This is a genomic window from Bradyrhizobium macuxiense, assembly GCF_001542415.1.
Lineage (GTDB): Bacteria > Pseudomonadota > Alphaproteobacteria > Rhizobiales > Xanthobacteraceae > Bradyrhizobium > Bradyrhizobium macuxiense.
This window is the reverse complement of sequence record NZ_LNCU01000116.1, coordinates 1-20845: the sequence shown is the minus strand read 5'-3', so window position 1 is coordinate 20845 and position 20845 is coordinate 1. Positions and strand designations below refer to the sequence as shown.

The window sequence follows — 20845 nt, the reverse complement described above, 5'->3', positions numbered from 1 at the left end:
GAGCCGTCATGCTTCCTTCGCAGCGCCATCTGTTCGACGTTCCGCAAGACGTTTGCTACCTGAACTCGGCCTCCTACAGCCCGCTCCCGCGGAAAACGCTCGAGGCCGGCCGTGTGGCGGTGGCGCGGAAAGGCCAGCCCTGGACGCTGGATGCGGACTTCGCCCGCCGCCAGCATGAACGCGCCCGCGCGGCGGCGGCGCGCCTGATCAATGCCGACGTTGACGACATCGCGCTGATCCCCGCGATCAGCTACGGCGTCGCGACGATGGCCAAGGTGCTGACCATTCCGCGCGCCACGCGCGTCATCGTGCTGGAGAATGATCACTCCTCGCCGGTGCTCGAATGGCACGCCCGCGCCGACGAGCAGGGCTTTACGGTCGAGACTGTCCGCCAGCCCGCCGACGGCGACTGGACCTCGGCGGTGCTTGCCGCGATCGAGCGGTCAGGCGCATCGCCGGTCGGCCTCGCCTCGATCTCGTCGGTGCACTGGTCGGACGGCGGCATGATCGACGTCGACAAGGTGCAGGCGGCGCTGCGGCGGCAGGGCGCGATGTTCGTGATCGATGCGACGCAGAGCGCCGGCGTCGTGGCGATGGACGTCAAGCGGCTCGATCCCGACGCGGTGCTCTTCCCGACCTACAAATGGCTGATCGGCCCGTACGGCCGCGCCTTCCTCTATGTCGCGAAGCGCCACCAGAACGGTGTCCCCTTGGAGCAGACCTCGGGCGGGCGCCGCAACGTCAACTCCGAGAATCCGGTCTATTTCGGCGATCTCGCCTATGTCGACAACGCCCGACGCTACGACATGGGCGAGCGCGATCATTTCATCTCGCTGGAGATGGCGTCCATCGGCATGGAGATGATGGCGGACTGGGGCGCGGCCGCCGTCGGCGAACGGCTCGCGATGCTTACACAGCGGATCGCGGACGGGGTGCACGACCTCGGTCTCAGCGCGCTGGAACGGAGACTGCGCGCGCCGCATATCCTGAGCCTCGGCATGGCGGGCGGCGTGCCGAAGGACCTGGTCGCGCACCTCGCCGCCGAGAACGCCCATGTCGCGCTGCGGCTCGGCCGGATGCGCGTCTCGCCGCACGTCTTCAACGACGAGGCCGATGCCGACCGCTTTGTCGCAGTGCTGCGGCAACGCCTGCGCGGATAGAGCGTTTTCGAGCGAGGTCGCGGGAGCGTGCGGGACGCGTGGCTCGATCCGCGTTTCTCGCAACCATTCATTCACCACACCGGTCGCTCTCCGGGATGCAGAAGCGTCAAATGTGAACCGCTTCACACCTGTCGCGCTGCATCCGGTGCTTCGTGCCCGCGGGGGAATGGTGGGCATGACAGTGCGGAAGTTCATCGAAGAGTTGGAAAGCGGCAATCGTCGCGTTGCCAACAACTGGACGATCGTATCATTCAGCCTCTACGGATCGATCCTCGCAGACTTTTCCTCGCACAACGCGGCCGAGCACAACCGCGAAACCTCCGCTGACATCCCGACGCCGACGTTGGGGCAGACCGAGCGCTAGCGCTCAGGTCTTGCGCCCGCGCGTCGATACGGCGGCGCTGATCAGGTCGAGCGCCAGCGCCACGACGACCGCGGCCGCGCCGATCACGAACAGCAGCGCGTAGTTGCCGCCGCTTTGCGCGAACAGATACGACAGCCCGTAGGCGCCCGCCGCCTGGAACAGTGCGAATGTCGTGGTCGCCTGCGCCCAGGCTGTGCGCTGGCTGGCGGCCGAGTGCGGGATCAGTTCGTGGATGCGGCCGATGACGAGCGGCACGATGCCGGGTGTGAAGCCGCCGACGACAATGCTCGACAGGATCAACGCGGCGGGCGATGAACTCACCGCAGGCAGTGCGACCGCCATGGCCTCGATCAGGAAGGCCACGCGCAGCGCAGCGGCGAATCCGGAGCGATCGGCGAGATGCCCGGCCAGCAGCGGACCGACAACGGCGCCGAGGCCGTACAGCACCCAGTAGTGCGATCCCGCTGCAATTCCCTGCCCGAGCCCGCGCGCGACGAAATCGACCAGGAACACCATGTGCGGCACCAGCGCCAGCGCGTTGAGGCCGTACTCCAGGCTCAGCATCAGCACCAGCGGCGACCGCGCACCGTGAGCATTGCCATGAACCTTGCCATGATGCTCCTCGCCGTCCTGCGCTGCAGGGACATCGGTCGGCCATGCTCTCCAGCTGACCAGCGTCAGCAGCGCCGACAGCATGCCAAGGCCATACCAGGCCTGCATGAGCCCCTGCCGCAGCAGCAACGGAACGAGAGTGCCCGATGCTGCAACGCCAAGTCCGACGCCAGCAAAGATCACGCCGCCAACGAAACCCCGCTTGCTCGGCGCGGTGTGCGGCAGGATCGCGGTCGCCGCCAGCACCATGATCACGCCGCCGCTGGCACCGGCGAGAAAGCGGAAGCCGAAGAACCAGATGAACGAGATCGGCACCGCGCAGGCAAAGCAGGTTATCGCCGCCAGGACCATCGTGCCGCGCAACGCCCATACCGAACCGATGCGTGCGCCGAGATCGCGCGCGATCAGAGCACCGGCGAGATAGCCGGCAAGATTGGCGGCGCCGAGATAGACGGCTTCCGCCGGCGTGAACCATTTCGCGGCGATCAGCGCCGGGATCAGCGGCGTATAGGCGAAGCGCGCCAGCCCGAGCCCGACCAGCGAGGCACAGAGCCCGGCGGCCGCAGACAGCCACACCGGCCCGCCGGCAGCCTGATGCGACGAAGCGTGGCGGCGACGATGATGATCGACATTCGTACTCGACATCCCCATGAACTAGGCCCTGGGGCAGTTCATGGAAAATGATTAGTTCCGATCGCAGCGATCATTCGCAGCGAACACAGACCCGCGCGCGGAAGCCACGCGACGCAGATATCGATGCCTCGGGTTCTCGCTCGCCCTTCGTCAGCCCGTCACGGCATATTGCTTGCTGAGATGGTCGCCGATCTGCACCAGCATCGCGACGCATTCGGGATAGCCGGGCTTGGCCACGGTGGCGGCGTCGGCGCTGGCGCGGAATTCCCAGCTCTCCCCGTCGCGGAGAATGGAGATGTCGATGCCATCAGGACAGTCGGCGTGCACCTCCAGCTCGGCCCGCGCCATCGCGATGAGTTCGGCTGCGGTCTTGATCGGCTTGCTCATGGTGACGACGTCTCCTCAGCAGAAACGGCGCTGTTGCCAGCGCCGCTTCGGTGCACCTTACGCGTGGAATCGGCCCACTTTGACTGGCGCTGGCGGGAGCGACCCGCTCTGGCTCGGCTGGCGTGGGAGGCCTGCTCGCGATCCGTGAACGAGGCTACGCCGCCTCCAAGCAGAGTCAATTGGATCGGCGACTATTTTAGGCCAGGGCCAATCCCGGTCACGGCATCGCAGCATAGGCCCGTCATCGATGGCACCCGAGCTCGGATTCGGCCCTTCAATACCGAATTGTGACATTGAGTGCTTCGAAAGGTGGCGTCTGCCTTGGCCTAAGGCCGATTTGCTCCGGTGCTACGCGCGTGTCGCCATATCCTAATGGCGGACATCGCGGTCTTATGATGGCCCGCGTTAGCGCGACGCGCTGGCGCTCCGCTCGCCCTTGATGGCAGGCAATGTACTCACCGGCTCGATCTTCGCCTTGTCCGGCAGTGAACCGGTCGCAACCGGATCCGGCAGCGGCGCGCGGGCCGTGGCGTCGGGGAAGCGGTTCTTCATCTCGCGGATGAAGCCGTCCAGCGTATCGACGCTCGCGGCCATCCTGGCGATCGCGGCGAACTCGGCGCTCGAGGTCGCGACCGGCTTGCTTGCGGCGTCGAACGCCAGCTTGTCGGCCTCGCCCGACATCAGCGGCGCATATTTCTCGCGGAACCGCGACAGGCCGATGGCGTCCTCGGCGAGCGCATAGCCGACCACGGCGCGGATGATGTCGGCCTTCTCGGCGGCATTGAGCGGGGTGAAGTCGCGCCAGCGATCGCCATAGTAGAGCTCGATCTGCTCGGAGGCCTCGCGCCAGCGCCGCGCCGCCCAGTAGATATCCGAGCGCAGCCGGATCGCCTCACGGCCGGTGATGTTCGAGATGATATCAAGTGCGAGATCGTGCCGGCCGACGTCGCTCTGCGCGCGCGCCTCGAGCAGCAGCCGCTGCTGGCGTAATTCGCCGGAGAGGTCGGCGATGCGGGTCGAGCGCAGCGCGGCGATGGCGCGGTCGGGCTTGCGGTTGGTCAGATACACCATGGCAAGGCGGGCGGCGACCTGCGCGCGCGCCGCGCCGTCGAGCCGCTTGTCGACCTGATACTGCAGCAGGTCGGCGGCCTGATCGAGGAGGTCGACCCCGACAAGGCGATCGGACAGCCTGCGGATCATCTCGTCGCCGCGGCGGCCGATCGGGGTCAGCTCGCGGTATTCGTAGAAGGTGCTCAGCGCGTCGATCGGCGACATCTCGTCGCCCTTGGGACCGAGGAAGAGCTGCACGAACAGCGCCGAGGCCGCATCCTGCGCCTGCCGCGACTCCGGCGCGTTCGGCTGCAGCCGCGTCGCGGCGCGGCTCGCGGCGAAGGCGTCGGCATAGCGTCCGGTGTCGGCGTAGATCTTCGACAACACGAACAGCGTCTTCAGCTCGATGCTGTCGCCGCGCCACATCATCGACAGCAGCTCGAGCTGCTTCAGCACCTCATCCTGGCCGATCTCGCCGCGCTTCTGCCGCAGCAAGGTCTCGAGCAGCTCGCCTTCCGCGGCCGCCGGACGGTTGGCGGAGGTGGCGGCGAAGTGATAGGCGTCGAGCGCATCCTTCTCCTGGCCGAGAGCTTCTGCCAGCCGGCCCTTCAGCACAGCCATCGCCGGCTTGAGGTCATCGGGGATGCCGACCACGTCGAGGTCGCTCTTGCGCCGCGCGGCGCCGGCATAGTCCTTGACCTCGAGCGAGGCCTTCATCGCATCCATGTTGACGATGCGCTGCAGGTCCGACGGCAAGGTCGCCACCGAGAACTCGACGTTCTTGAACTTCTCGCGGGCTTCGACCCATTTGCCCTCGCGCGCGAAGGCCAGTCCCTTCCACAATTGCGAATCGTATCCGTTGCCGATCACCGGGTTGGCGAGATCCTTCAGGCCCTGCTCCGGATGGCCGATCAGGATGCTCGCGATCGCGTGCGTCATCACCATCGCCGGCGTCTCGCCGCCGCGCTTGCTCTCTGACAGCATCAGGTTGGTGACCGCATGGGCTTCCTCATACATGCCGCGCGACATGTAGAATTCGGCCAGATCGAGCCGCGCCTGCGGCAGCTGGTCGGCATTGGCCGATGCCGCGGTCGCAATCAGGCTGTCGAGGCGGTTGAGGAAATTGTCCGATCTATTCTTGTGCCACTCGTCGGCATCGAACAGCGGCCTGACCGCGGCAGTCGCGCGCTCGGCGGCAACGTCGGCCGACGACAGCGTGAGACCACCGGGACGGCCCAGAGTCACCTTGTCGTCGCCGATCTCCGCCTTGACGTCGTCGGCGTTCGGACGGACCACAAGGCCGTGGATCGATTCCAACAGCGACAGCTCGACGAAATCCTGCCGTTTGAGGATACCGCGGGTCGGCGGAGGCGCGGTCACGACCCAGAGCGTGTCGCCGGCATCCGGATCGACCAGCTTGTGGAATTGGCCGGGGTTGGCGAGCGGCACGCTGACATTGGCGAGCGCGGGCTCGGTGATGTTGCGGACCACGTTGAGCGGCAGCGGCGGCTTCTGGACGCGGTCGGCGAATGTCAGAGTCCAGCTGACACCGCGCGAACGGTCGTCGCTCTCGAGCGACGGCATCTGCGGCCGGTTGAGGCGGAAGCGGACCGCCTGCCCCTTCTCCAGCGCGATCCGGGTGACATCGGCGATGATGGAGCCGCCCTTGGCGCGGATCGGATCGACATCGATCGCGGCAGGCGTATCGAACACCATCCAGACCGCATCGCCGCGGCGGAACAACGCGGTCGGCGTGGCCGCCGCGAACGAAAACGTCACGCGCAGCCCATCGCTGTCGCGCTGCGCCTCGACCCCGGGCGTGCCGTTCGGGCGCGCCTCGGCGGACGGCGATTGCGCCACGGCCGCCTTCGGTGCCTCCGCGGCAGGAGGCATCGATTTCGGCGCATCGGTCGCAGCCGCCGGGCTCGCTTCCGCAGCAGGTCCAGCCGCACCGTCATGCGGCGCGGACGGCGCAACAACGTTCTCGGTCGCGGGGACCCTCTCTGCCGGCGCGGCCACAGCGTTGGACGGCTCCGACTTTGACGATTCCGGCTTTGACGATTCCGGCTTGGGCGGCTCCGATTGACTCGGCGCAGATGCGGATTGCTCGGCATTACCCTGCTCCGGCCTCGCCGGTGCGCCCTGGGCCTGCTCGGATTTCGGCTGGTCGGGCTTGATCTCGATCTTGGCCTGTTGCGCGATGCCTTCCGAGGTGACGGGCGGGATCGCGGCCTGCTCTCGCGGCATCGCGGCCTTCGACTTGGCGCGAGGTGCGGGCATCAGCGCGGAGAGCGCGGGCTTGGCCTGAGCCTGCTGGTCGCTCTGCTGGAAGGCGACGTCGACGATGTAGTTCTTCTCGTCGCGGAACGAATGCACGTCGACATCGCCGATCAGCGTCATGTCGACCGCCGACGTATCCGTATCGGCGCGCGCACTGATCGACGCAACGTTCGGAGGCGCGGCGACCTTGGCGTCGGCAAGGTCGAAGGCCAGCACCGCGTTAAAGGAGAGCGTCAGCTTCTGCTCGTTCAGCACCGAGGAGACGCCGACACCGTCAGGAACCTCGAAGACGAAGCGAACGAAGGTGGGCTGCAACAGCGCGCGCACCCGCACCGGCGGCCGCTTCTTCGCGGCATCGGCAGCGCGCTGCAGGCGCAGCAGCCGCTCGGCGTTGCGGGCACGTTCGGCGAGCTCGCGGATCACCTCCTGCGGCAACGGCGGCGGCGGGCCGGTCCAGCCGTCGGGCAGGAAGTCGACGAAGATGCGCTCGCCTGCAGTCATGGTGTTGATGGTGACGCGGCGTGCCAGCGACAGGCGGATCGCCGAACCGTCCGGATCGCGGCGCGCGGAACCGACATAGTCGGGCACCGCATCGGACAGTTTCTCGACAGGGATGTCGACCGGGCGCTTGAAGCGGATCACGATGATGGAGCCCGCCGTCGTCACCTCGGAATCGACGTCCTCCTTCAGCTTCAGCACCAGCCGGGCATAGCCGTTCGCAGCGGAGAATGTCGCCTCACCCGGCACGGGCACCGGATCGTCAGCGCGCGCAGCGCCGGGATATGTGAGGGTGGCGGCAGCGAAGCCCGCGACCAGCAGGCACAGACGCGCAGCCCGCGTCCACGCGCGGCCCAGCGACCATGTTCCAGCGGCAGCCGTTCGCGCCATCTCGAAACGTCTTCTTAATGCCTTAACGATGCCAGCGCGAAGCGCCCTCGCCCACGCGTTCCGATTTTGGATTGGCGGCGTTAAGGAGCTGTTAACGTCAACGCGGAGTTTCCACGCCGAGGGCGCGGCACGACGTAGCAAGCAGAGCCAGCGATGGAGCGTCCGAGAACTGCCCCAGCGGGCAACCATCCCTGGTGGCTGAGAAGAACGATAGAAAGTAATGAAGAAGCTGAAGGAAGAAGGCTCCTGTTCCAATCCAGAAAAAGCCGCGCGCAGGCTTGTGGAACATGCCCGCGCGTTCGAGCCGATCCAAGATCGCCGGATCTACATTGAGAAGATCAACGGCCCCTTCTTGCTTGAGGACATGACGACGCCCGCAGAGTACAGGCTGGCCTAATCTGGCGATCGAGCGCGGCTGGCTGGAGAAGGTTCACGAAAGCATTCGGATGACGCAGGGCAAGGACCTGTTCGCAAAATAGTTCCTCCAACGGTCCAAATTTTACAATTGTCAAAATTAACTTATGTAGCGGCGCTATCGCTCCCAGGGCAGATCTACTTCCGCATCAAGGATCAGAACCCTGTTGCGGAAATCACCATGGAAAAGAAACGTCGCCGACGGATCAACCACACGCTGACCCTCGAACATCGTCTCGCTCAAGCGGCTAAGCGCCTTAGAGCTTCCGCCCACAGGATGCCGAGCGGCCCCGCCCGCGAACTTCGGTTTCAAAAAGCTCGCCAAATGGACGAAGCAGGCGAGATGAGCAAGTTCCTGTCGTAGCGTCAGCATGGTCTGGGACCGCCACGTCAAATTCCATTCACGCCTAAACGAGGAATCCAGCCCCGGCCGCTGGCATGAACCGTGCTGTAGATTTCCTGCTGGGGACTTTGGTGTCTCAGTTCAGGAATAGGCGCTGCCGAGCGGTGTTATCTTGAGACCGCCGGCCCCGACAATCGGGAGGTATCGTTGAAGAACGCAGCACCCCTGCAGGCTAGGTTTCTCGTTCGACAGGGAACCACTGGCTGGATGGTTTATGATCGAGACCGCAAGGGACCGGCACTCCTAACGGGCCCCCGCTTGGCCGAAAAGCTGACGAGGGAGCAAGCCGAAGACATAAGGCAGGGACTGACGAAACCGCCCGGTGGTCGAGACTCCGCGGACTGACGGATTCGCAAAGCCATCCCACGAGACCTATCTTCCGGACGAAAGAACTACGTTATCCCTCAATTCGTCTTCGGCGTCAGCAGCGTGCCCTCGATCTTGGGGAGATCGTCGGCGGCCGCCGAGTTGTCGCCGCTGGCGCGGCGGGCGAGTTCGACCGTGAGCCGCTCGGCGGCCTCCGGCTGCATCTGACCGAGGATATCGGACATCTTGCGCGGCTGGATCTGCGAGGCAATCTGATAGAGCACGTTCATGTCCAGGCGATCGAACACCTTGGCGGCGTCCTTGGGCTTCATGTTCTCGTACATCGTGATGATGCCCTTGAAGCGGGCAGCCTCGGCCTCCGCCTTCGCCGCGGCGTCGGCGCTCGCCTTGGCATCGTTGGCCTTGGCTTCCTCGACCTTGCTCTCGATGCGCTTCTCGGCCGCCTTCAGCAGGCTTTCGCGGATCTCGACCTCACGCGCGCGCTGATCGAGCTCCTGGCGGCGCGCCTGCAGCCGTTCCAGGATCGCGCGCTCCGTCGCCGACACCGGCGGCGCGGTCTGATCCATATTGACCGCCACGCCGTCGGGCTTGGGCGGCGTTGCCGCGGGAGCCGCCGGCTTCGGCGCTTCGTCCTTCTTGGTCTCCTTGTTCTCGACCGATCCCGTGACGTCGCCGGAATCGATCCTGGCCCTGTCGTCGACAGCGGCCTTGTTGCCGCCCGGGAAGTTGAAATTCTCCTGCGCCCACGACGGCCCGGTCGGCTGCGGGGTGTAGTCGAACACATAGCCGCCATCGAGCACCAGGCCCGCGACCTTCAGCACCATCAGGCCGAAGACCGCGGTCAGCACGACCGGCATCACTCTGATGTCACGGAACGACTTCATGCAGCGAGGCCGCTGGCCCTCCGGCGCTCGGTGAAGGCTTCGGCCGCCGCCGCGACCGCACGCGCCGCGGAGACCTTGGGTGCCGGCGCCACCGGTGCCTGCATAGGCGCCGCCGGTGCGGGAGCAACCGGCCGCGCGGCAAGCGCGATCTTGGACAGGCGGCGCACCACGTGATCACCTTCGGCAAGCTGGTTCTTCAGCTGCGCCGACATCTGCGTCGCCTCGTCAAGCCGGTTGCCGAGATTCTCGTTGACGTCGCGCACGGCGTGCTTGAGCCCGCCGATCGCGCGCTCGGCGATTTCCGTCGCGGTGATCAGTTCGGCGATCGTCGCCTTCAGCGAATGCTCATCCGCCTTCAGCCGCTGCAGCCGCTTGTTGAGCAACCAACAATAGCCGATCGTCAGCATCAGAAGCACGGCCACCAGGCTCTCGATTGCTAGTCCAAGCACATGACTCATGGTGCCTCCATCATCTTTGTCTGCTCGTCCGCCTTCTCGAACATCGCGAAGGTGGTTTGCGGCTTGCGCAAATTCTTGGTGACGCGGATGGCGACGCGGTCGCCGACGCGACCCATCCGTCCTTCAGTCAGGGTGACGTTGCCGCAGCGGACCGACACCAGCGAGTCGGCGCCGATCTCGAGCGGCAGCGTGTCGCCGACCTTCAGCCGCATCAATTGCTTCAGCGGAATGTCGGCCTCGTAGAGCACGGCGTCGACCGAGATCTCGGCCTGCGCCACCTCGGTCGCGAAATGGCCTTCCCAGATCGGGTCGCGGCCGAACTTCTCGCCCATGAACATCTGCAACAGCACGTTGCGGATCGGTTCGATGGTGGCGTAGGGCAGCAGCAATTCGACGTTGCCGCCGCGGTCTTCCATGTCGATGCGCAGCCGCACCAGGATCGCGGCATTGGCGGGCCGGCTGATCGCGGCGAAGCGCGGATTGGTCTCGAGCCGGTCGATCGTGAAGGTCACCGGCGACAGCGGGCGGAACGCCTGCTCGGCGTCGGCGAGCACCACCTCGACCAGCCGCTTGACCAGGTTGGTCTCGATCGTGGTGTAGGGCCGGCCCTCGATCCGGAGCTGGGTCTGGCCGCGGCGGCCACCGAGCAGCACGTCGATCATCGAATAGATCAGGCTGGAATCGACCGTGGCGAGACCGAAATTCTCCCACTCCTCCGCCTTGAACACGGAGAGCACTGCCGGCAGCGGGATCGAATTCATGTAGTCGCCGAAGCGCACCGAGGTGATGCGGTCGAGCGAGACCTCGACATTGTCGGAGGTGAAGTTGCGCAGGCTCGTCGTCATCAGCCGCACCAGGCGGTCGAACACGATTTCGAGCATCGGCAGACGCTCGTAGGACACCATCGCGGAATCGATGATGGCGCGGATGCCGGAATGATCGTCGAGACTGACGTCGCCGACGGTGAAGCCGAGGAGATTGTCGATCTCCTCCTGCGACAACACGCGCTCGCCGTTGGTGGTCTTGCTGCCGAAGTCGCGGCTGCCGTCCTCGACCATAGCCGCCCATTGCAGCGCCATGCTCTCGGTGAGTTCGTTCTTGGCAGCCTCCGCGGCGGCGGCGGCGGGATCCTCGGAGTCGAGCGAGGCTTCCCACTGCGCCGCAATGGCGTCCTGGTCCATCAGGTCGTTGCCGGCCATGGCTTTACATCCGCCCTGTCACTGGATCACGACTTCCTTGAACAGCACCGCGTTCACCTGGTTGGGTGCGAGTGCCAGATTGACGCGCTTGGTCAGCTCTTCCTTGAGGCGAAACAGGCCGGCCGAACCGTTGAGGTCGCTCGGGCGCAGCTCGCGCATGTAGGTCTGGAACAGGTCGGTCACGCGCGGCAGCGACGGCTTGATCGCCTCGGCCTGCTTCTCTTCCTTGACCTCGAGCACCAGCTTCAGCTTCAGATATTGCACGCGTTCGCCGGGCGCGCCGACCAGGTTGACCAGCATGTCCGGAACGTCGACGAAGGACGGCGGCTTCGGCGGCGGCGCTTCGGCGTGCTGCTCGTCGCCGTGACCGCGCATGAAGAAGAACCATCCGCTCGCGCCGGCACCGACGATGACGAGGAATCCGACGGCGGCAATGATCAGCTTGAGCTTGCCCTTTTTCGGAGCGGCCGCGCCCTCGCCGCCCTCCGTCTTGTCCTCGTCCGCCATCGTCCGCCCGCTTCAATTGAAGGATGCGAACGCGATTGCCACCAGCCCAGGCCTTAAGACGCGATACAAATGCCGCCGGCGCACACGCGCCCCAATGCCGGCAACGCTAGGGTCATAATGGTTAACGGAACCTTAGGATTGTCGTTCAACTAGGAAAAAACTGCCGGGCAAACATGGTCAACAAGACCTTTCTGCCGCCTGCCCGACGCCCCGAGAAACACGCAACCCTTTCAAATATCATCGCATTTGGAGTTGGCACGGCTTTCGCTGAGAGGATGGCGTAACCCGCGGCCTTGGGAGAGCCCGAAGGTTAACGACGGTCCGGAGTGAAGGCTTGGGAGAGCCTCTGCAGTCGGATCACCTCACAGGGGAGAGCCACCGATGCAGAACGCGCTTCTGATCGGACTATCGAAGCAGATGGTGCTGGAGCGGCAGATCGATGTCGTCGCCAACAACATCGCGAACATGAACACCAATGGCTTCAAGGCCGACCGGTCCTTGTTCCAGGAATATCTGTCGTCGAGCGCGCACGAGGACAATTTCGCCGGCAGCGACCGCCGCGTGTCCTTCGTCCAGGACCGCGCCACATATCACGACTTCTCGCAGGGCCCGACCGAAGAGACCAAGAACCCGCTCGATGTCGCGATCGACGGTAGCGGATTCCTCGTGGTGCAGACGCCGGCCGGCGAACGCTACACACGCGACGGCAATCTGCAGATCAACAACCAGGGCCAGCTCGTCACTTCCGACGGCTACCAGGTGCTCGGCAATTCCGGCCCGATCACGTTCCAGCAGACCGATCACGACGTCAACATCGCCGCCGACGGCAACATCACCGTGCTCGAGGGCACCTCGACCCTCGACTCGGTGCGCGGCAGGCTCCGCCTGGTGTCGTTCCCGGAGGCGCAGCGCCTGCTGAAAGAGGGCTCCAACCTCTATGCGCCGGGCGAAGGCGCGGTGCCGGTCAACGATACCCAATCGATGCTGCGCCAGGGCTTCATCGAGAAATCGAACGTCAATTCCGTGGCCGAGATGAGCCGCATGATCGAGATCACGCGGACCTACACCCAAATCGCGACGCTGCTGCAGCAGCAGAGCGACCTGCACAAGTCGGCGATCGAAAAGCTCGCCGACGTGCCGACCTGATCGGAGGCTGACCCATGCGCGCACTCTATACCGCTGCGACCGGAATGGCGGCCCAGGAACTCAACGTCCAGGTGATCTCCAACAACATCGCGAACCTGCAGACCACCGGTTACAAGAAGCAACGCGCCGCGTTCCAGGACCTGATCTACGACCATGTGCGTCGCGTCGGCGCGCAGGCCTCGCAACAGAACACGATCCTGCCGATGGGCATCGATCTCGGCGGCGGCGTCAAGACCGTCGGCACGCCGCGGATGATGACCCAGGGCACACTGTCGCCGACCGGCAACGATCTCGACATCGCGGTTCGCGGCGAAGGCTTCTTCAAGATCCTGATGCCGGACGGCACCTTCACCTACACCCGCGACGGTTCGTTCCAGATGGACAACCAGGGCCGTATCGTCAACGCCCAGGGCAACCCGGTGCAGCCGACGATCACGATCCCGCAGAACGCCTCCGGCATCACCATCAACACGCAGGGCCAGGTTTCGGTGACACTGCCCGGCCAGACCGCATCGACCACGATCGGCCAGATCGGCCTGACGCGCTTCATCAACAAGGCTGGCCTGAACCCGATCGGCGACAACCTGTTCACGGAGACGCCGGCCTCGGGCCAGCCGCAGGACGGCATCGCCTCGACCGACGGCTATGGCGACATGCAGCAGGGCAACCTCGAACAAGCAAACGTCGAGGTGGTCTCGGAAATCTCCAACCTGATCGCCGCGCAGCGTGCCTACGAGATGAACTCCAAGGTGATCTCGGCGGCCGACCAGATGATGCAGTCGACCTCCAACCTGTTCCGCTGAGGATAATTTCGATGATCGCCCGCCCGCTCCTGCTCGCTGCCGCCCTGCTCGTGGCCGCCGTGACGCCGTCGATCGCGCAAAGCGAGAGCGAGGCCATCGCGCCGCCGACACTGCGCGCCAACGTGACGGTCTCGGACGACATCGTGCGGGTCGGCGACCTCGTCGACAATGCCGGCAGCGCCGCCACCATCGCGATCTACCGCGCGCCGGATCTCGGCACCACCGGCACGCTGCCGGTCACGCAGGTCCTGAACACGCTGCGCGCGCGCCAGATCATCGGCGTCGACACCCGCGATCTCAAGGAGGTCACGGTGACGCGGCTGGCGCGCACCATCGACAACAAGGAGATCGAGCAACAGGTGGCGCACGCGCTGGCGCACCGCCGCGGCCTCGGCAGTGCCGCCGACATCGCCCTAACCTTCGACCGCGATCCCGGCGATCTCCGCCTCGAAGCCACCAACACCGGCGCGCTGCAGCCGATCGCTGTGCGCTACGACCCCCGCAGCACGCGCTTCGACGTCACCTTCGAGATCGGCAACGCCTCCGGCGCCGCGCCGCTGAAGCTGCGCTTCACCGGAACCGCGATCGAGACCGTCGAGGCCGCGATCCTGACCCGCAGCGTCGAACGCGGCGATGTGTTGAAGGCCTCCGACGTGGTGGTCGAACGCCGCCCGAAGGTCGAGGTCGGCACCGACGCCGCGGTGCGCGACAGCGTCGTCGGCATGCAGGCCCGCCGCCAGCTCGGCGCCGGCCGGGCGCTGCGCGTCGCCGATCTGGCCAAGCCCGACCTCGTCACCCGCGATCAGAACGTGACGCTGAGCTACCAGAACGGCGGCCTCTATCTCACGATCCGCGGCAAGGCGATGGACGGCGGTGCCGAAGGCGACGTCGTCAGCGTGATGAACTTGCAGTCCAAGCGCGTCCTGCAAGGCGTCGTCACCGGCCGCGGCGAGGTCTCGATCACGGTTGCGACCCCACGCCCGGCGCCGGTCTCCGATGCCACCCCGTCAACTCCAGCTCCCGTCAAGCTCAGTTCAGCCGCTCCAAACGCCGAGTAAAGTTCATGTCCCGGTACCGTATCAACCGCCTCCTCCTGACCAGTGCGCTGTGCGCACTCGGAGCAATCGCCAGCGGCTGTTCGTCGATCGACCGACTCTCGCAGATCGGCGAGCAGCCGAAGCTGTCCGCGATCGACAACCCGACCACGCAACCCGGCTACAAGCCGGTGCAGATGCCGATGCCGAAGCCTGAGGTGGCCTCCTACAGCCCGAACTCGCTGTGGCGAAGCGGCTCGCGGGCCTTCTTCAAGGACCAGCGCGCCTCGCGCGTCGGCGACATCCTGACCATCACGGTGAACTTCACCGATAAGGCCGCGATCGCCAACGAGACGCAGCGCAGCCGCACCAGCACGGAAGACTCCGGCATCACCAATTTCCTGGGCTCGCAGACCATCACGCAGGCGAACAAGGTGCTGCCCGGCCGCCTCCTCACCACCGACTCATCGTCCAACAGCGACGGCAAGGGATCGGTGAACCGCCAGGAGGCCCTGCAAACCAACGTCGCCGCCGTCGTCACCCAGGTGCTGCCGAACGGCAACCTCGTGGTCGAAGGCAAGCAGGAGATCCGCGTCAATTACGAAATCCGCGAGCTGATCGTGGCCGGTATCGTACGCCCGGAGGATATCCAGAGCGACAACACCATCGACTCCTCGAAGATCGCGCAGGCCCGCATCGCCTATGGCGGCCGCGGCCAGATCACCGACGTGCAGCAGCCGCGCTACGGTCAACAGGTGATGGACGTGCTGCTGCCGTTCTGACCTCTTTCACGAGCTCCCACATCTCGTCGCGAACCTAGGCGCGGCGCGGTGTACCAACGCGGCCCTCGCTAGCTCCCCTGGCGAGGGCCGCGGCTTTCCCTAATCCGATACCGCGAGCGGGATCAGACGCCGCGGACAAGTTGCGCGACCACTTTCTTGGTTCGTTAACCCTTGTGACAATGCGCAGTAGCCGTTTGCACGATTGCAACGTAGCTAGACGATCACGCAGGGGTTGCAGTTCGACCATGCTCAGAGACGGTCAATATGCGGCGTGGTTCCGGACGCCGCGCGGCGAAGGCACCGGAATAGTCCACCTCGCAAACGGCAGGATCTCCGGCGGCGACTGCGTATTCGTCTATGGCGGATCCTATGAGTTCGACGAGGACCGCTTCACGGCGACCTTGACGACGCGCCGATTTGCCGACGGTCCGACCACGGTGTTCGGCTGCGACGAGGTCGAGGCGGAGCTGACCGGCAGGTTCAACGGCACCACCGCGGTCTGTTCGGGAACGGCCAGGCAGGCGCCCGGCGTGCGCTTCGAGGCGACGCTGTTCCTGCAGCAGGAGGAGCAGCCGCTCGTGCCGGGTCCGAAATCCACGCTGGCGCCTACCCATGTGGCGCGGCTGCCAAAACCGCCTGCCGACCGCCGCACCAATCCGTTCGCGAGCAAGCGTTTCGGCTGATCCTCGAGCCTGATGCCGATGGCGTCTCCGCCCGGGCAGGCGTACGATTGCGCCTGCGCGATGCGCAGCCCCGATCGATGCAGCAGGGAGGAGGGTCCCATGTATGCCGCCATCCGTCAGGCCAAGGCGAAGACTGGCACGGCCGAAGAACTCGCGCGCCGGATCAAGGAAGGCGCGATCCCGATCATCAGCGACGTCGAAGGCTTCATGGCCTATTACGTGGTCTATGCCGGCGACGACACCGTCACTGCGATCAGCGTCTTCAACAACCATGCCGGCGCCGAGGAGGCCAACCGCCGTGCGCTGGCCTGGATCGACGACAATCTCGGCCCGCTGCTGGTCGGGCAAGCCTCGGCGGTCGCGGGTCCCGTGATCGTGCACACGATGGCCTGACCGGCCAAGGCACAAGCGGCGGCGCACGCTGACCGCGCGGCGATGGATCAGCGCGGCCATCGAGCAGAAGATCAAGGACCTGATCGAACAGCAGTTCCAGAAGAACGCCGGCAAGGCCGGCCAGGTCGTCGACGTCGCGGCCTAGCGCCGCGTCGCGATCATTGCGCGCTCAGCGGCAGGCTCAACGCAACCACTGCGAAATGATCATTCACTGCCGCGCCACCTCGCCAGGCGAACGCGTCACGCGCTCTTGCTCTTCTTCGCAGTCGCGCGTGCCGGCGCAGTCGCCGCCTTCTTCGCCGGCCTCTTCGATTTCGCCTGATTGAACTCGATCGCGGCCCTGATCAAATTCTTCAGAGCGCGGTCGTTGATCTTGTCGCCTTCGAGCCAATCGATCGCACGCCTTGCGTTGCCCTCAAGTCCGGCGTTGAACAGTTTGTCGGGATCGGGAAGACTTGCGCCGTACATGAAGGTCAGCTTCACCTTGCCCTTGTGGGCATTGGCGACCGCAATGATGCCGTCGCGATACCACACCGGGCTCCCCATCCACTTCCAATCCTCCGTGATCGCGGGGTCGGCCGCGAGGATGGCCTTGCGCATGCTGACAAACGTCTTGCCGCGCCAGTCGGTCAGGTCTGCGATCATCCGGTCGATACGTTCCGATGGAGTCATTGATGCCTCGCGTTGTGGCCACTCGTCATCGAACCACAACGGTCATGCCGGGGTCGAGGTAAAAAATAGAAGCGGTGGCGTCGCCTTTGCGATCTCCACCGCCACCCTCGATGTCGTACCGCTATTCGGTGAGCACTCGTCCGCCGGCGGCGTATCCGCCGCGCCACCTCGCGGCATAGGGCAGCGCGAACAGATACAGGCCGCTAATCAGGAGGAAGATGAGCGGGAACAGCGCCAGCAGTCCGATCCAGAGGGCTTGCTCCTGCTTGATCATGGCGGCGATGTTGATGATGACGGCCACGGTGAAGGCGATCGACAGCCAGCGGTGAAACTGCCGAATCCAGTTGTTCCAGTTCAAGTGAAACCTCCTGCTGATGTGAAAACATGCGATTCCGTCATTGCGAGGAGCGATAGCGACGAAGCAATCCATACATCCGCGTGCGCGGCACGATGGATTGCTTCGCTTCGCTCGCAATGACGGGGGTAGAGCCGTGCGTACAAGTTCTGCCCCGAGACGAGCCAGTCCGAACGAGCGAATCGCCTCGCGACCGAGGTCAGCCCTCCCGCGCCAGGACCTCGCCGAGCTTTTCGAGGAACTGCTTCCACCCGGCGTGAGCGCCGCCATAGGCCTGCTTCTGATGCGGCTGGAAGCCCGTCTGCTCGACGCGCAGATGGGTGCCGGCGGCCGTCGGCGTCAGCGTGAAGGTCACCACGCTCTCGAGATTGAAGGCCGGATCGGGGTTCGCAAAATTCCAGGTGTAGGACAGCGTCTTGTTCGGCTCGACGGCCAGCACCTTGCAATCCAGCACGCCGCCCCAGTCGCCGCGCAGGTTGAAGCTGTGCCCGACCACGGGCTTGAAGTCGTTCTTCATGAGCCACTCCTCGATCAGATGAGGTTGCGTGAGGGCGCGCCAGAGCTTTTCCGGCGGATGGGAAATGTCGCGTTCGACAATCACGGAGCGCGTTTCGGTCGGCATGGTCATTGGTCCATCCTTTTGAGGAGATCTTCGAGGTCGTCGAACCGGTTCTGCCAGAAGCCGGCCATCTGGCTGGTCCAGTCGATCAATGGGGACAGGGCACCGAGCTGCGCGCTGTAGTGCGTCTGGCGTCCCTCATGGCGGTCGCGCACCAGCCCGGCCTGCTTCAGCACGCCGAGATGTTTCGAGACCGCCGGCTGCGAGATTCCGGCGTGCAGGGTCAGAGCCCCAACCGTCTGCTCTCCATTGCGGCACAGCCGTTCGAAAATGGCCCGCCGCGTTGGATCGGCGAGCGTTCTGAACAGCACATCGTGAGCTTCAGACATTGATCCATAACCCGCTGGCTATGGATTAACATATAACTGCTCAGCTATGGATGAGTCAACCCAAAAATGTGAACAGCGCTCTTAGTGCATTTTTGCGCAGGCCCCGTCGGGGACCGAGCAGCCGCCAGTGATAACTGAGAGGTTATGTCGCAGATGGTCATCCACGCCGCTCGCCCGACGGGCAACTCAGCAAAACCCGTCAAGTCCTCGCCATCGCGCAGGGAAAGCCGGGGTTGCTCCGGTTACACCTGTGGTCCTACCCCCTGTGCTTTTTTTCATTGCTCAGGGCCCCATGGGTGCGATCGGCACCCGGTGTTGACATAGACCCACAACAGAGATGAGCGATCCTTCCCCTTACATCGAGGTTCAGGGAACCGTCGTCACCGACATCGACCGTAACACCGGAGATCAAGTTCCTCAGGACCGTGATCTCTTCCGGCCCGGCCCGGCCAAGCTCGTCGCCAAGCTGATCAAGCACCCGCCGATAGCGCTGGACGGCGGACGGCAGCAACGCGATCACGTTGTCAGCCTGCATCGAAGCCAACTCGGAAGAGAGCTTGTCTTTCTCGGCTTCGAGCCCTTGCAATGCTGTCACGATCACCGATACCGCTGATCCACCGGCCTTGATCGCCTCGACGAGATTGGCGCATTCCCGGTCGATATCCGTAAGCCGCCGTTCCATGGCTGGCCTTGCGCTGGTAGCAGCCGCCGACAGCCGCCGACGCTCTTCGTTGTAGGTAGCTACGAATGCATTGATCAGCGTCGGGTTAGCCAAGTGCTCACGGAGGCCAGCCGAAACCTTCGCCAGAAGGCTATCGAGGTAAATGATCCGCGCGTTTGGACAGCTACCATTCTCACGATGGCTGCTGCACTGGAGTCTCGCACGACCGCCATGTAATCCAATGGACTGCAGGCCAGCGCCGCAGGCTGCACACTTGATCAGTCCGCTCAGGACATGACGCGGCTTCCGAGCCGCCCTAGCTCCAGCCATAGCGCCAGCACCGGAACGCGGATCATTGTTGTTACGCCTTACCCTGAGCGACTGCACGCGATCGAACAAGTCGTCGCTAACGATCCTCAAATGCGGGACTTCCTTCCGTTTCCACTCACTGCGGTCATTGACGATCGTGCCACGACGGCCAGTCTCCGGATTGCGATCGGCGGTCTTGGTAGTCCGGTTCCAAACCATCTGGCCGCTATAGATCGGATTGCCCAAAATTCCGTTCTCTCTGGACTTCCTTCCGCTCAATTGGCTTGCGCTCCACAGCTTGCCGCGCGGCGCTGGCACACCGCGCTTATTCAGCGCGTTCGCAATCTGTAGCGCCGACTGGCCAGCGGCGAAGTCGGCATAGATCGAACGCACGATCTCCGCCTCCGCCTCGTCAATTTGCAGGATGCCGCGTTCACCGGTAGACCGATAGCCGTAGTTCACCACACCGCCCGCATGACGGCCATCGGCGACAACACCGAACTGTCCGCGCCTTGTGTGATCGGCGAGGCCGGTCAAAAATAACTCGTTCATGATCGCTTTGACCGACCCGCTGAGCCGATCAACATAGCCGCCGTTGGCGGTCAGCAGCTTGATGCCAAGATATCCAAGCGCTTCGCGACAGGCATGAAAGTCGCTCTGGCTACGCGTGAGCCTGTCCTGATCCTCGACGACCAGCACATCGAACTGCCGAGCCTTGGCGGCTTGCATGAGCCTGACAAAGCCCGGACGATCGGCCTTGCTACCGCTGATGGCGCGATCCTCGAAAACCTCGATTACTTGCAGGTTCTCGCGTTCGGCAATGGTACGGCATAATGATATCTGATCCTCGATGGATCGATCGCGCTGGCGATCGGAGCTAAATCGGGCATAAACAACGGCTCTCATGGTCTCCTCATGGGGTTTGTTTGAACCCCTAAGATTTGGCGACTACCGGAGCTTTCAGCAAGTCGGCGGTAACCGGCTGGACTGACTCATGTTTTGAATCCTCCCGCGCCAAGCGCCTCGCCAGCTCCCTGACGTAGGACAGCAGCTCTGCCGGAGGTTCTGTTTTGCAGAAGTGCAGGACGAGTGCGGTCATTCTACCACCCCCGCCCGCAATTCTCACAAATCACGGGTTGCCTCGATGAGAAGCTTAGCGCCCATCGGATTGATTGCCGGGATACAGGCAATGTGCAGCTCTTCCGCCGCTTTCAGATTGCCGTCTACAATGATGCTGCGAGCTAAATCGCTGCCCTTGAGCGGGATTGTGTGAAAGGTATCCTCGTCATCGAACCAAGCTGCGAAAGCCAAGTCGGCCTCTGCAACCATCTGAACGGCGATCTCTGCGCGGTCCTCGTGAGAGTATTCGAGCAGCCTGCTAGTCGTATCATCTGCGAGATCGGCGAGCAGTTCTCCGAACTCGTCGATCAGCCGTTCTTTGTTATCCATTTTGAAAATCCTCCAAGGGCGCATTGATCCTTGGGCCGACTTAT

Annotated in this window: 23 protein-coding genes; 10 read left to right on the top strand and 13 right to left on the bottom strand. The window is 64.3% G+C overall.

The genetic code is table 11. The features are described from left to right. The first annotated feature begins 8 nt into the window (after positions 1-8). The gene (locus AS156_RS35720) at positions 9-1160 is read left to right on the top strand and encodes an aminotransferase class V-fold PLP-dependent enzyme (protein ID WP_066514199.1); all 1152 of its coding nucleotides are present in this window, start codon (positions 9-11) and stop codon (positions 1158-1160) included. A gap of 112 nt (positions 1161-1272) precedes the next feature. Next, a complete protein-coding gene (locus AS156_RS35715) occupies positions 1273-1524 on the top strand; it encodes a hypothetical protein (RefSeq protein WP_136626601.1) in 252 nt (83 codons plus the stop codon). 3 nt (positions 1525-1527) lie between these two features. On the opposite strand, the gene AS156_RS35710 is transcribed toward AS156_RS35715, so the two are convergent. From AS156_RS35710 to AS156_RS35700, 3 genes are all read right to left on the bottom strand, one after another. Continuing rightward, on the bottom strand, positions 1528-2781 hold the full coding sequence (locus tag AS156_RS35710; RefSeq protein WP_066514196.1) for a YbfB/YjiJ family MFS transporter: 1254 nt from the start codon (positions 2779-2781) through the stop codon (positions 1528-1530). A gap of 138 nt (positions 2782-2919) precedes the next feature. Next, positions 2920-3156, bottom strand: coding sequence for a hypothetical protein (locus tag AS156_RS35705; RefSeq protein ID WP_066514194.1), 237 nt, complete (start codon positions 3154-3156; stop codon positions 2920-2922). Between the two features lie 405 nt (positions 3157-3561). After that, the gene (locus AS156_RS35700) at positions 3562-7374 is read right to left on the bottom strand and encodes a hypothetical protein (RefSeq protein WP_066514192.1); all 3813 of its coding nucleotides are present in this window, start codon (positions 7372-7374) and stop codon (positions 3562-3564) included. A gap of 220 nt (positions 7375-7594) precedes the next feature. On the opposite strand from AS156_RS35700, the gene AS156_RS35695 reads away from it, so the two are divergent. Next, complete coding sequence (locus tag AS156_RS35695; protein WP_245313216.1) at positions 7595-7771, top strand: hypothetical protein; 177 nt, start codon at positions 7595-7597, stop codon at positions 7769-7771. Between the two features lie 108 nt (positions 7772-7879). Next, the gene (locus AS156_RS41555) at positions 7880-8152 is read left to right on the top strand and encodes a hypothetical protein (RefSeq protein WP_245313215.1); all 273 of its coding nucleotides are present in this window, start codon (positions 7880-7882) and stop codon (positions 8150-8152) included. 443 nt (positions 8153-8595) lie between these two features. Here AS156_RS41555 and AS156_RS35685 read toward each other — a convergent pair whose 3' ends face one another. Genes AS156_RS35685 through fliL form a run of 4 tightly spaced genes read right to left on the bottom strand, consistent with a single transcriptional unit; the run spans position 8596 to position 11566 of the window. Further along, complete coding sequence (locus AS156_RS35685) at positions 8596-9402, bottom strand: MotE family protein (RefSeq protein ID WP_066514188.1); 807 nt, start codon at positions 9400-9402, stop codon at positions 8596-8598. Then, complete coding sequence (locus tag AS156_RS35680) at positions 9399-9860, bottom strand: DUF6468 domain-containing protein (RefSeq protein WP_066514187.1); 462 nt, start codon at positions 9858-9860, stop codon at positions 9399-9401. The genes AS156_RS35685 and AS156_RS35680 overlap by 4 nt, the downstream gene beginning before the upstream one ends. Next, positions 9857-11059, bottom strand: coding sequence for a flagellar motor switch protein FliM (fliM, locus tag AS156_RS35675; protein ID WP_066514186.1), 1203 nt, complete (start codon positions 11057-11059; stop codon positions 9857-9859). The genes AS156_RS35680 and fliM overlap by 4 nt, the downstream gene beginning before the upstream one ends. An 18-nt stretch (positions 11060-11077) precedes the next feature. Beyond that, on the bottom strand, positions 11078-11566 hold the full coding sequence (gene fliL, locus AS156_RS35670; protein WP_066514185.1) for a flagellar basal body-associated protein FliL: 489 nt from the start codon (positions 11564-11566) through the stop codon (positions 11078-11080). A gap of 381 nt (positions 11567-11947) precedes the next feature. Between fliL and flgF the strand changes: the two genes are divergently transcribed. From flgF to AS156_RS35640, 6 genes are all read left to right on the top strand, one after another. Then, positions 11948-12712, top strand: a complete 765-nt coding sequence (gene flgF / locus AS156_RS35665) for a flagellar basal-body rod protein FlgF (RefSeq protein ID WP_066514183.1) — start codon at positions 11948-11950, stop codon at positions 12710-12712. Positions 12713-12726: 14 nt separating this feature from the next. Continuing rightward, positions 12727-13515 (top strand): flagellar basal-body rod protein FlgG, encoded by a 789-nt coding sequence (flgG, locus tag AS156_RS35660; protein WP_066514182.1) that lies wholly within the window; start codon positions 12727-12729, stop codon positions 13513-13515. 11 nt (positions 13516-13526) lie between these two features. After that, entirely contained in the window at positions 13527-14573 is a 1047-nt protein-coding gene (flgA, locus tag AS156_RS35655; protein WP_136626600.1) for a flagellar basal body P-ring formation chaperone FlgA, read from the top strand. Positions 14574-14578: 5 nt separating this feature from the next. Then, positions 14579-15331 carry a flagellar basal body L-ring protein FlgH gene (gene flgH / locus AS156_RS35650; protein WP_066514178.1) on the top strand — a complete coding sequence of 251 codons (753 nt, stop codon included), beginning with the start codon at positions 14579-14581 and terminating at the stop codon, positions 15329-15331. A 245-nt stretch (positions 15332-15576) separates the two neighbouring features. Beyond that, positions 15577-16014 (top strand): hypothetical protein, encoded by a 438-nt coding sequence (locus AS156_RS35645; protein WP_066514177.1) that lies wholly within the window; start codon positions 15577-15579, stop codon positions 16012-16014. A gap of 99 nt (positions 16015-16113) precedes the next feature. Then, on the top strand, positions 16114-16407 hold the full coding sequence (locus tag AS156_RS35640; RefSeq protein WP_066514175.1) for an antibiotic biosynthesis monooxygenase: 294 nt from the start codon (positions 16114-16116) through the stop codon (positions 16405-16407). A 240-nt stretch (positions 16408-16647) separates the two neighbouring features. Here the strand turns inward: AS156_RS35640 and AS156_RS35635 are convergent, their stop codons facing one another. From AS156_RS35635 to AS156_RS35610, 6 genes are all read right to left on the bottom strand, one after another. Continuing rightward, positions 16648-17079 carry a DUF1801 domain-containing protein gene (locus AS156_RS35635; RefSeq protein WP_066514173.1) on the bottom strand — a complete coding sequence of 144 codons (432 nt, stop codon included), beginning with the start codon at positions 17077-17079 and terminating at the stop codon, positions 16648-16650. A 121-nt stretch (positions 17080-17200) separates the two neighbouring features. Beyond that, entirely contained in the window at positions 17201-17437 is a 237-nt protein-coding gene (locus AS156_RS35630; RefSeq protein WP_066514171.1) for a hypothetical protein, read from the bottom strand. Positions 17438-17633: 196 nt separating this feature from the next. Next, the gene (locus AS156_RS35625; protein ID WP_066514170.1) at positions 17634-18062 is read right to left on the bottom strand and encodes an SRPBCC family protein; all 429 of its coding nucleotides are present in this window, start codon (positions 18060-18062) and stop codon (positions 17634-17636) included. Beyond that, positions 18059-18382, bottom strand: coding sequence for an ArsR/SmtB family transcription factor (locus tag AS156_RS35620; RefSeq protein WP_066514169.1), 324 nt, complete (start codon positions 18380-18382; stop codon positions 18059-18061). The genes AS156_RS35625 and AS156_RS35620 overlap by 4 nt, the downstream gene beginning before the upstream one ends. A gap of 256 nt (positions 18383-18638) precedes the next feature. Then, positions 18639-20258, bottom strand: coding sequence for a recombinase family protein (locus AS156_RS35615; protein WP_066514167.1), 1620 nt, complete (start codon positions 20256-20258; stop codon positions 18639-18641). Positions 20259-20474: 216 nt separating this feature from the next. Next, positions 20475-20845 (bottom strand): hypothetical protein (locus tag AS156_RS35610; RefSeq protein ID WP_210184207.1); only part of this gene is annotated, 371 nt, incomplete at its 5' end.

Bases quoted from the DNA above. Each gene is read 5' to 3' on its own strand.
- AS156_RS35720 (WP_066514199.1), top strand. From the start codon at position 9: ATGCTTCCTTCGCAGCGCCATCTGTTCGACGTTCCGCAAGACGTTTGC.
- AS156_RS35710 (WP_066514196.1), bottom strand. From the start codon at position 2,781: ATGTCGAGTACGAATGTCGATCATCATCGTCGCCGCCACGCTTCGTCG.
- AS156_RS35705 (WP_066514194.1), bottom strand. From the start codon at position 3,156: ATGAGCAAGCCGATCAAGACCGCAGCCGAACTCATCGCGATGGCGCGG.
- AS156_RS35700 (WP_066514192.1), bottom strand. From the start codon at position 7,374: ATGGCGCGAACGGCTGCCGCTGGAACATGGTCGCTGGGCCGCGCGTGG.
- AS156_RS35695 (WP_245313216.1), top strand. From the start codon at position 7,595: ATGAAGAAGCTGAAGGAAGAAGGCTCCTGTTCCAATCCAGAAAAAGCC.
- AS156_RS35685 (WP_066514188.1), bottom strand. From the start codon at position 9,402: ATGAAGTCGTTCCGTGACATCAGAGTGATGCCGGTCGTGCTGACCGCG.
- AS156_RS35680 (WP_066514187.1), bottom strand. From the start codon at position 9,860: ATGAGTCATGTGCTTGGACTAGCAATCGAGAGCCTGGTGGCCGTGCTT.
- fliM (WP_066514186.1), bottom strand. From the start codon at position 11,059: ATGGCCGGCAACGACCTGATGGACCAGGACGCCATTGCGGCGCAGTGG.
- fliL (WP_066514185.1), bottom strand. From the start codon at position 11,566: ATGGCGGACGAGGACAAGACGGAGGGCGGCGAGGGCGCGGCCGCTCCG.
- flgF (WP_066514183.1), top strand. From the start codon at position 11,948: ATGCAGAACGCGCTTCTGATCGGACTATCGAAGCAGATGGTGCTGGAG.
- flgG (WP_066514182.1), top strand. From the start codon at position 12,727: ATGCGCGCACTCTATACCGCTGCGACCGGAATGGCGGCCCAGGAACTC.
- flgA (WP_136626600.1), top strand. From the start codon at position 13,527: ATGATCGCCCGCCCGCTCCTGCTCGCTGCCGCCCTGCTCGTGGCCGCC.
- flgH (WP_066514178.1), top strand. From the start codon at position 14,579: ATGTCCCGGTACCGTATCAACCGCCTCCTCCTGACCAGTGCGCTGTGC.
- AS156_RS35645 (WP_066514177.1), top strand. From the start codon at position 15,577: ATGCTCAGAGACGGTCAATATGCGGCGTGGTTCCGGACGCCGCGCGGC.
- AS156_RS35640 (WP_066514175.1), top strand. From the start codon at position 16,114: ATGTATGCCGCCATCCGTCAGGCCAAGGCGAAGACTGGCACGGCCGAA.
- AS156_RS35635 (WP_066514173.1), bottom strand. From the start codon at position 17,079: ATGACTCCATCGGAACGTATCGACCGGATGATCGCAGACCTGACCGAC.
- AS156_RS35625 (WP_066514170.1), bottom strand. From the start codon at position 18,062: ATGACCATGCCGACCGAAACGCGCTCCGTGATTGTCGAACGCGACATT.
- AS156_RS35620 (WP_066514169.1), bottom strand. From the start codon at position 18,382: ATGTCTGAAGCTCACGATGTGCTGTTCAGAACGCTCGCCGATCCAACG.
- AS156_RS35615 (WP_066514167.1), bottom strand. From the start codon at position 20,258: ATGAGAGCCGTTGTTTATGCCCGATTTAGCTCCGATCGCCAGCGCGAT.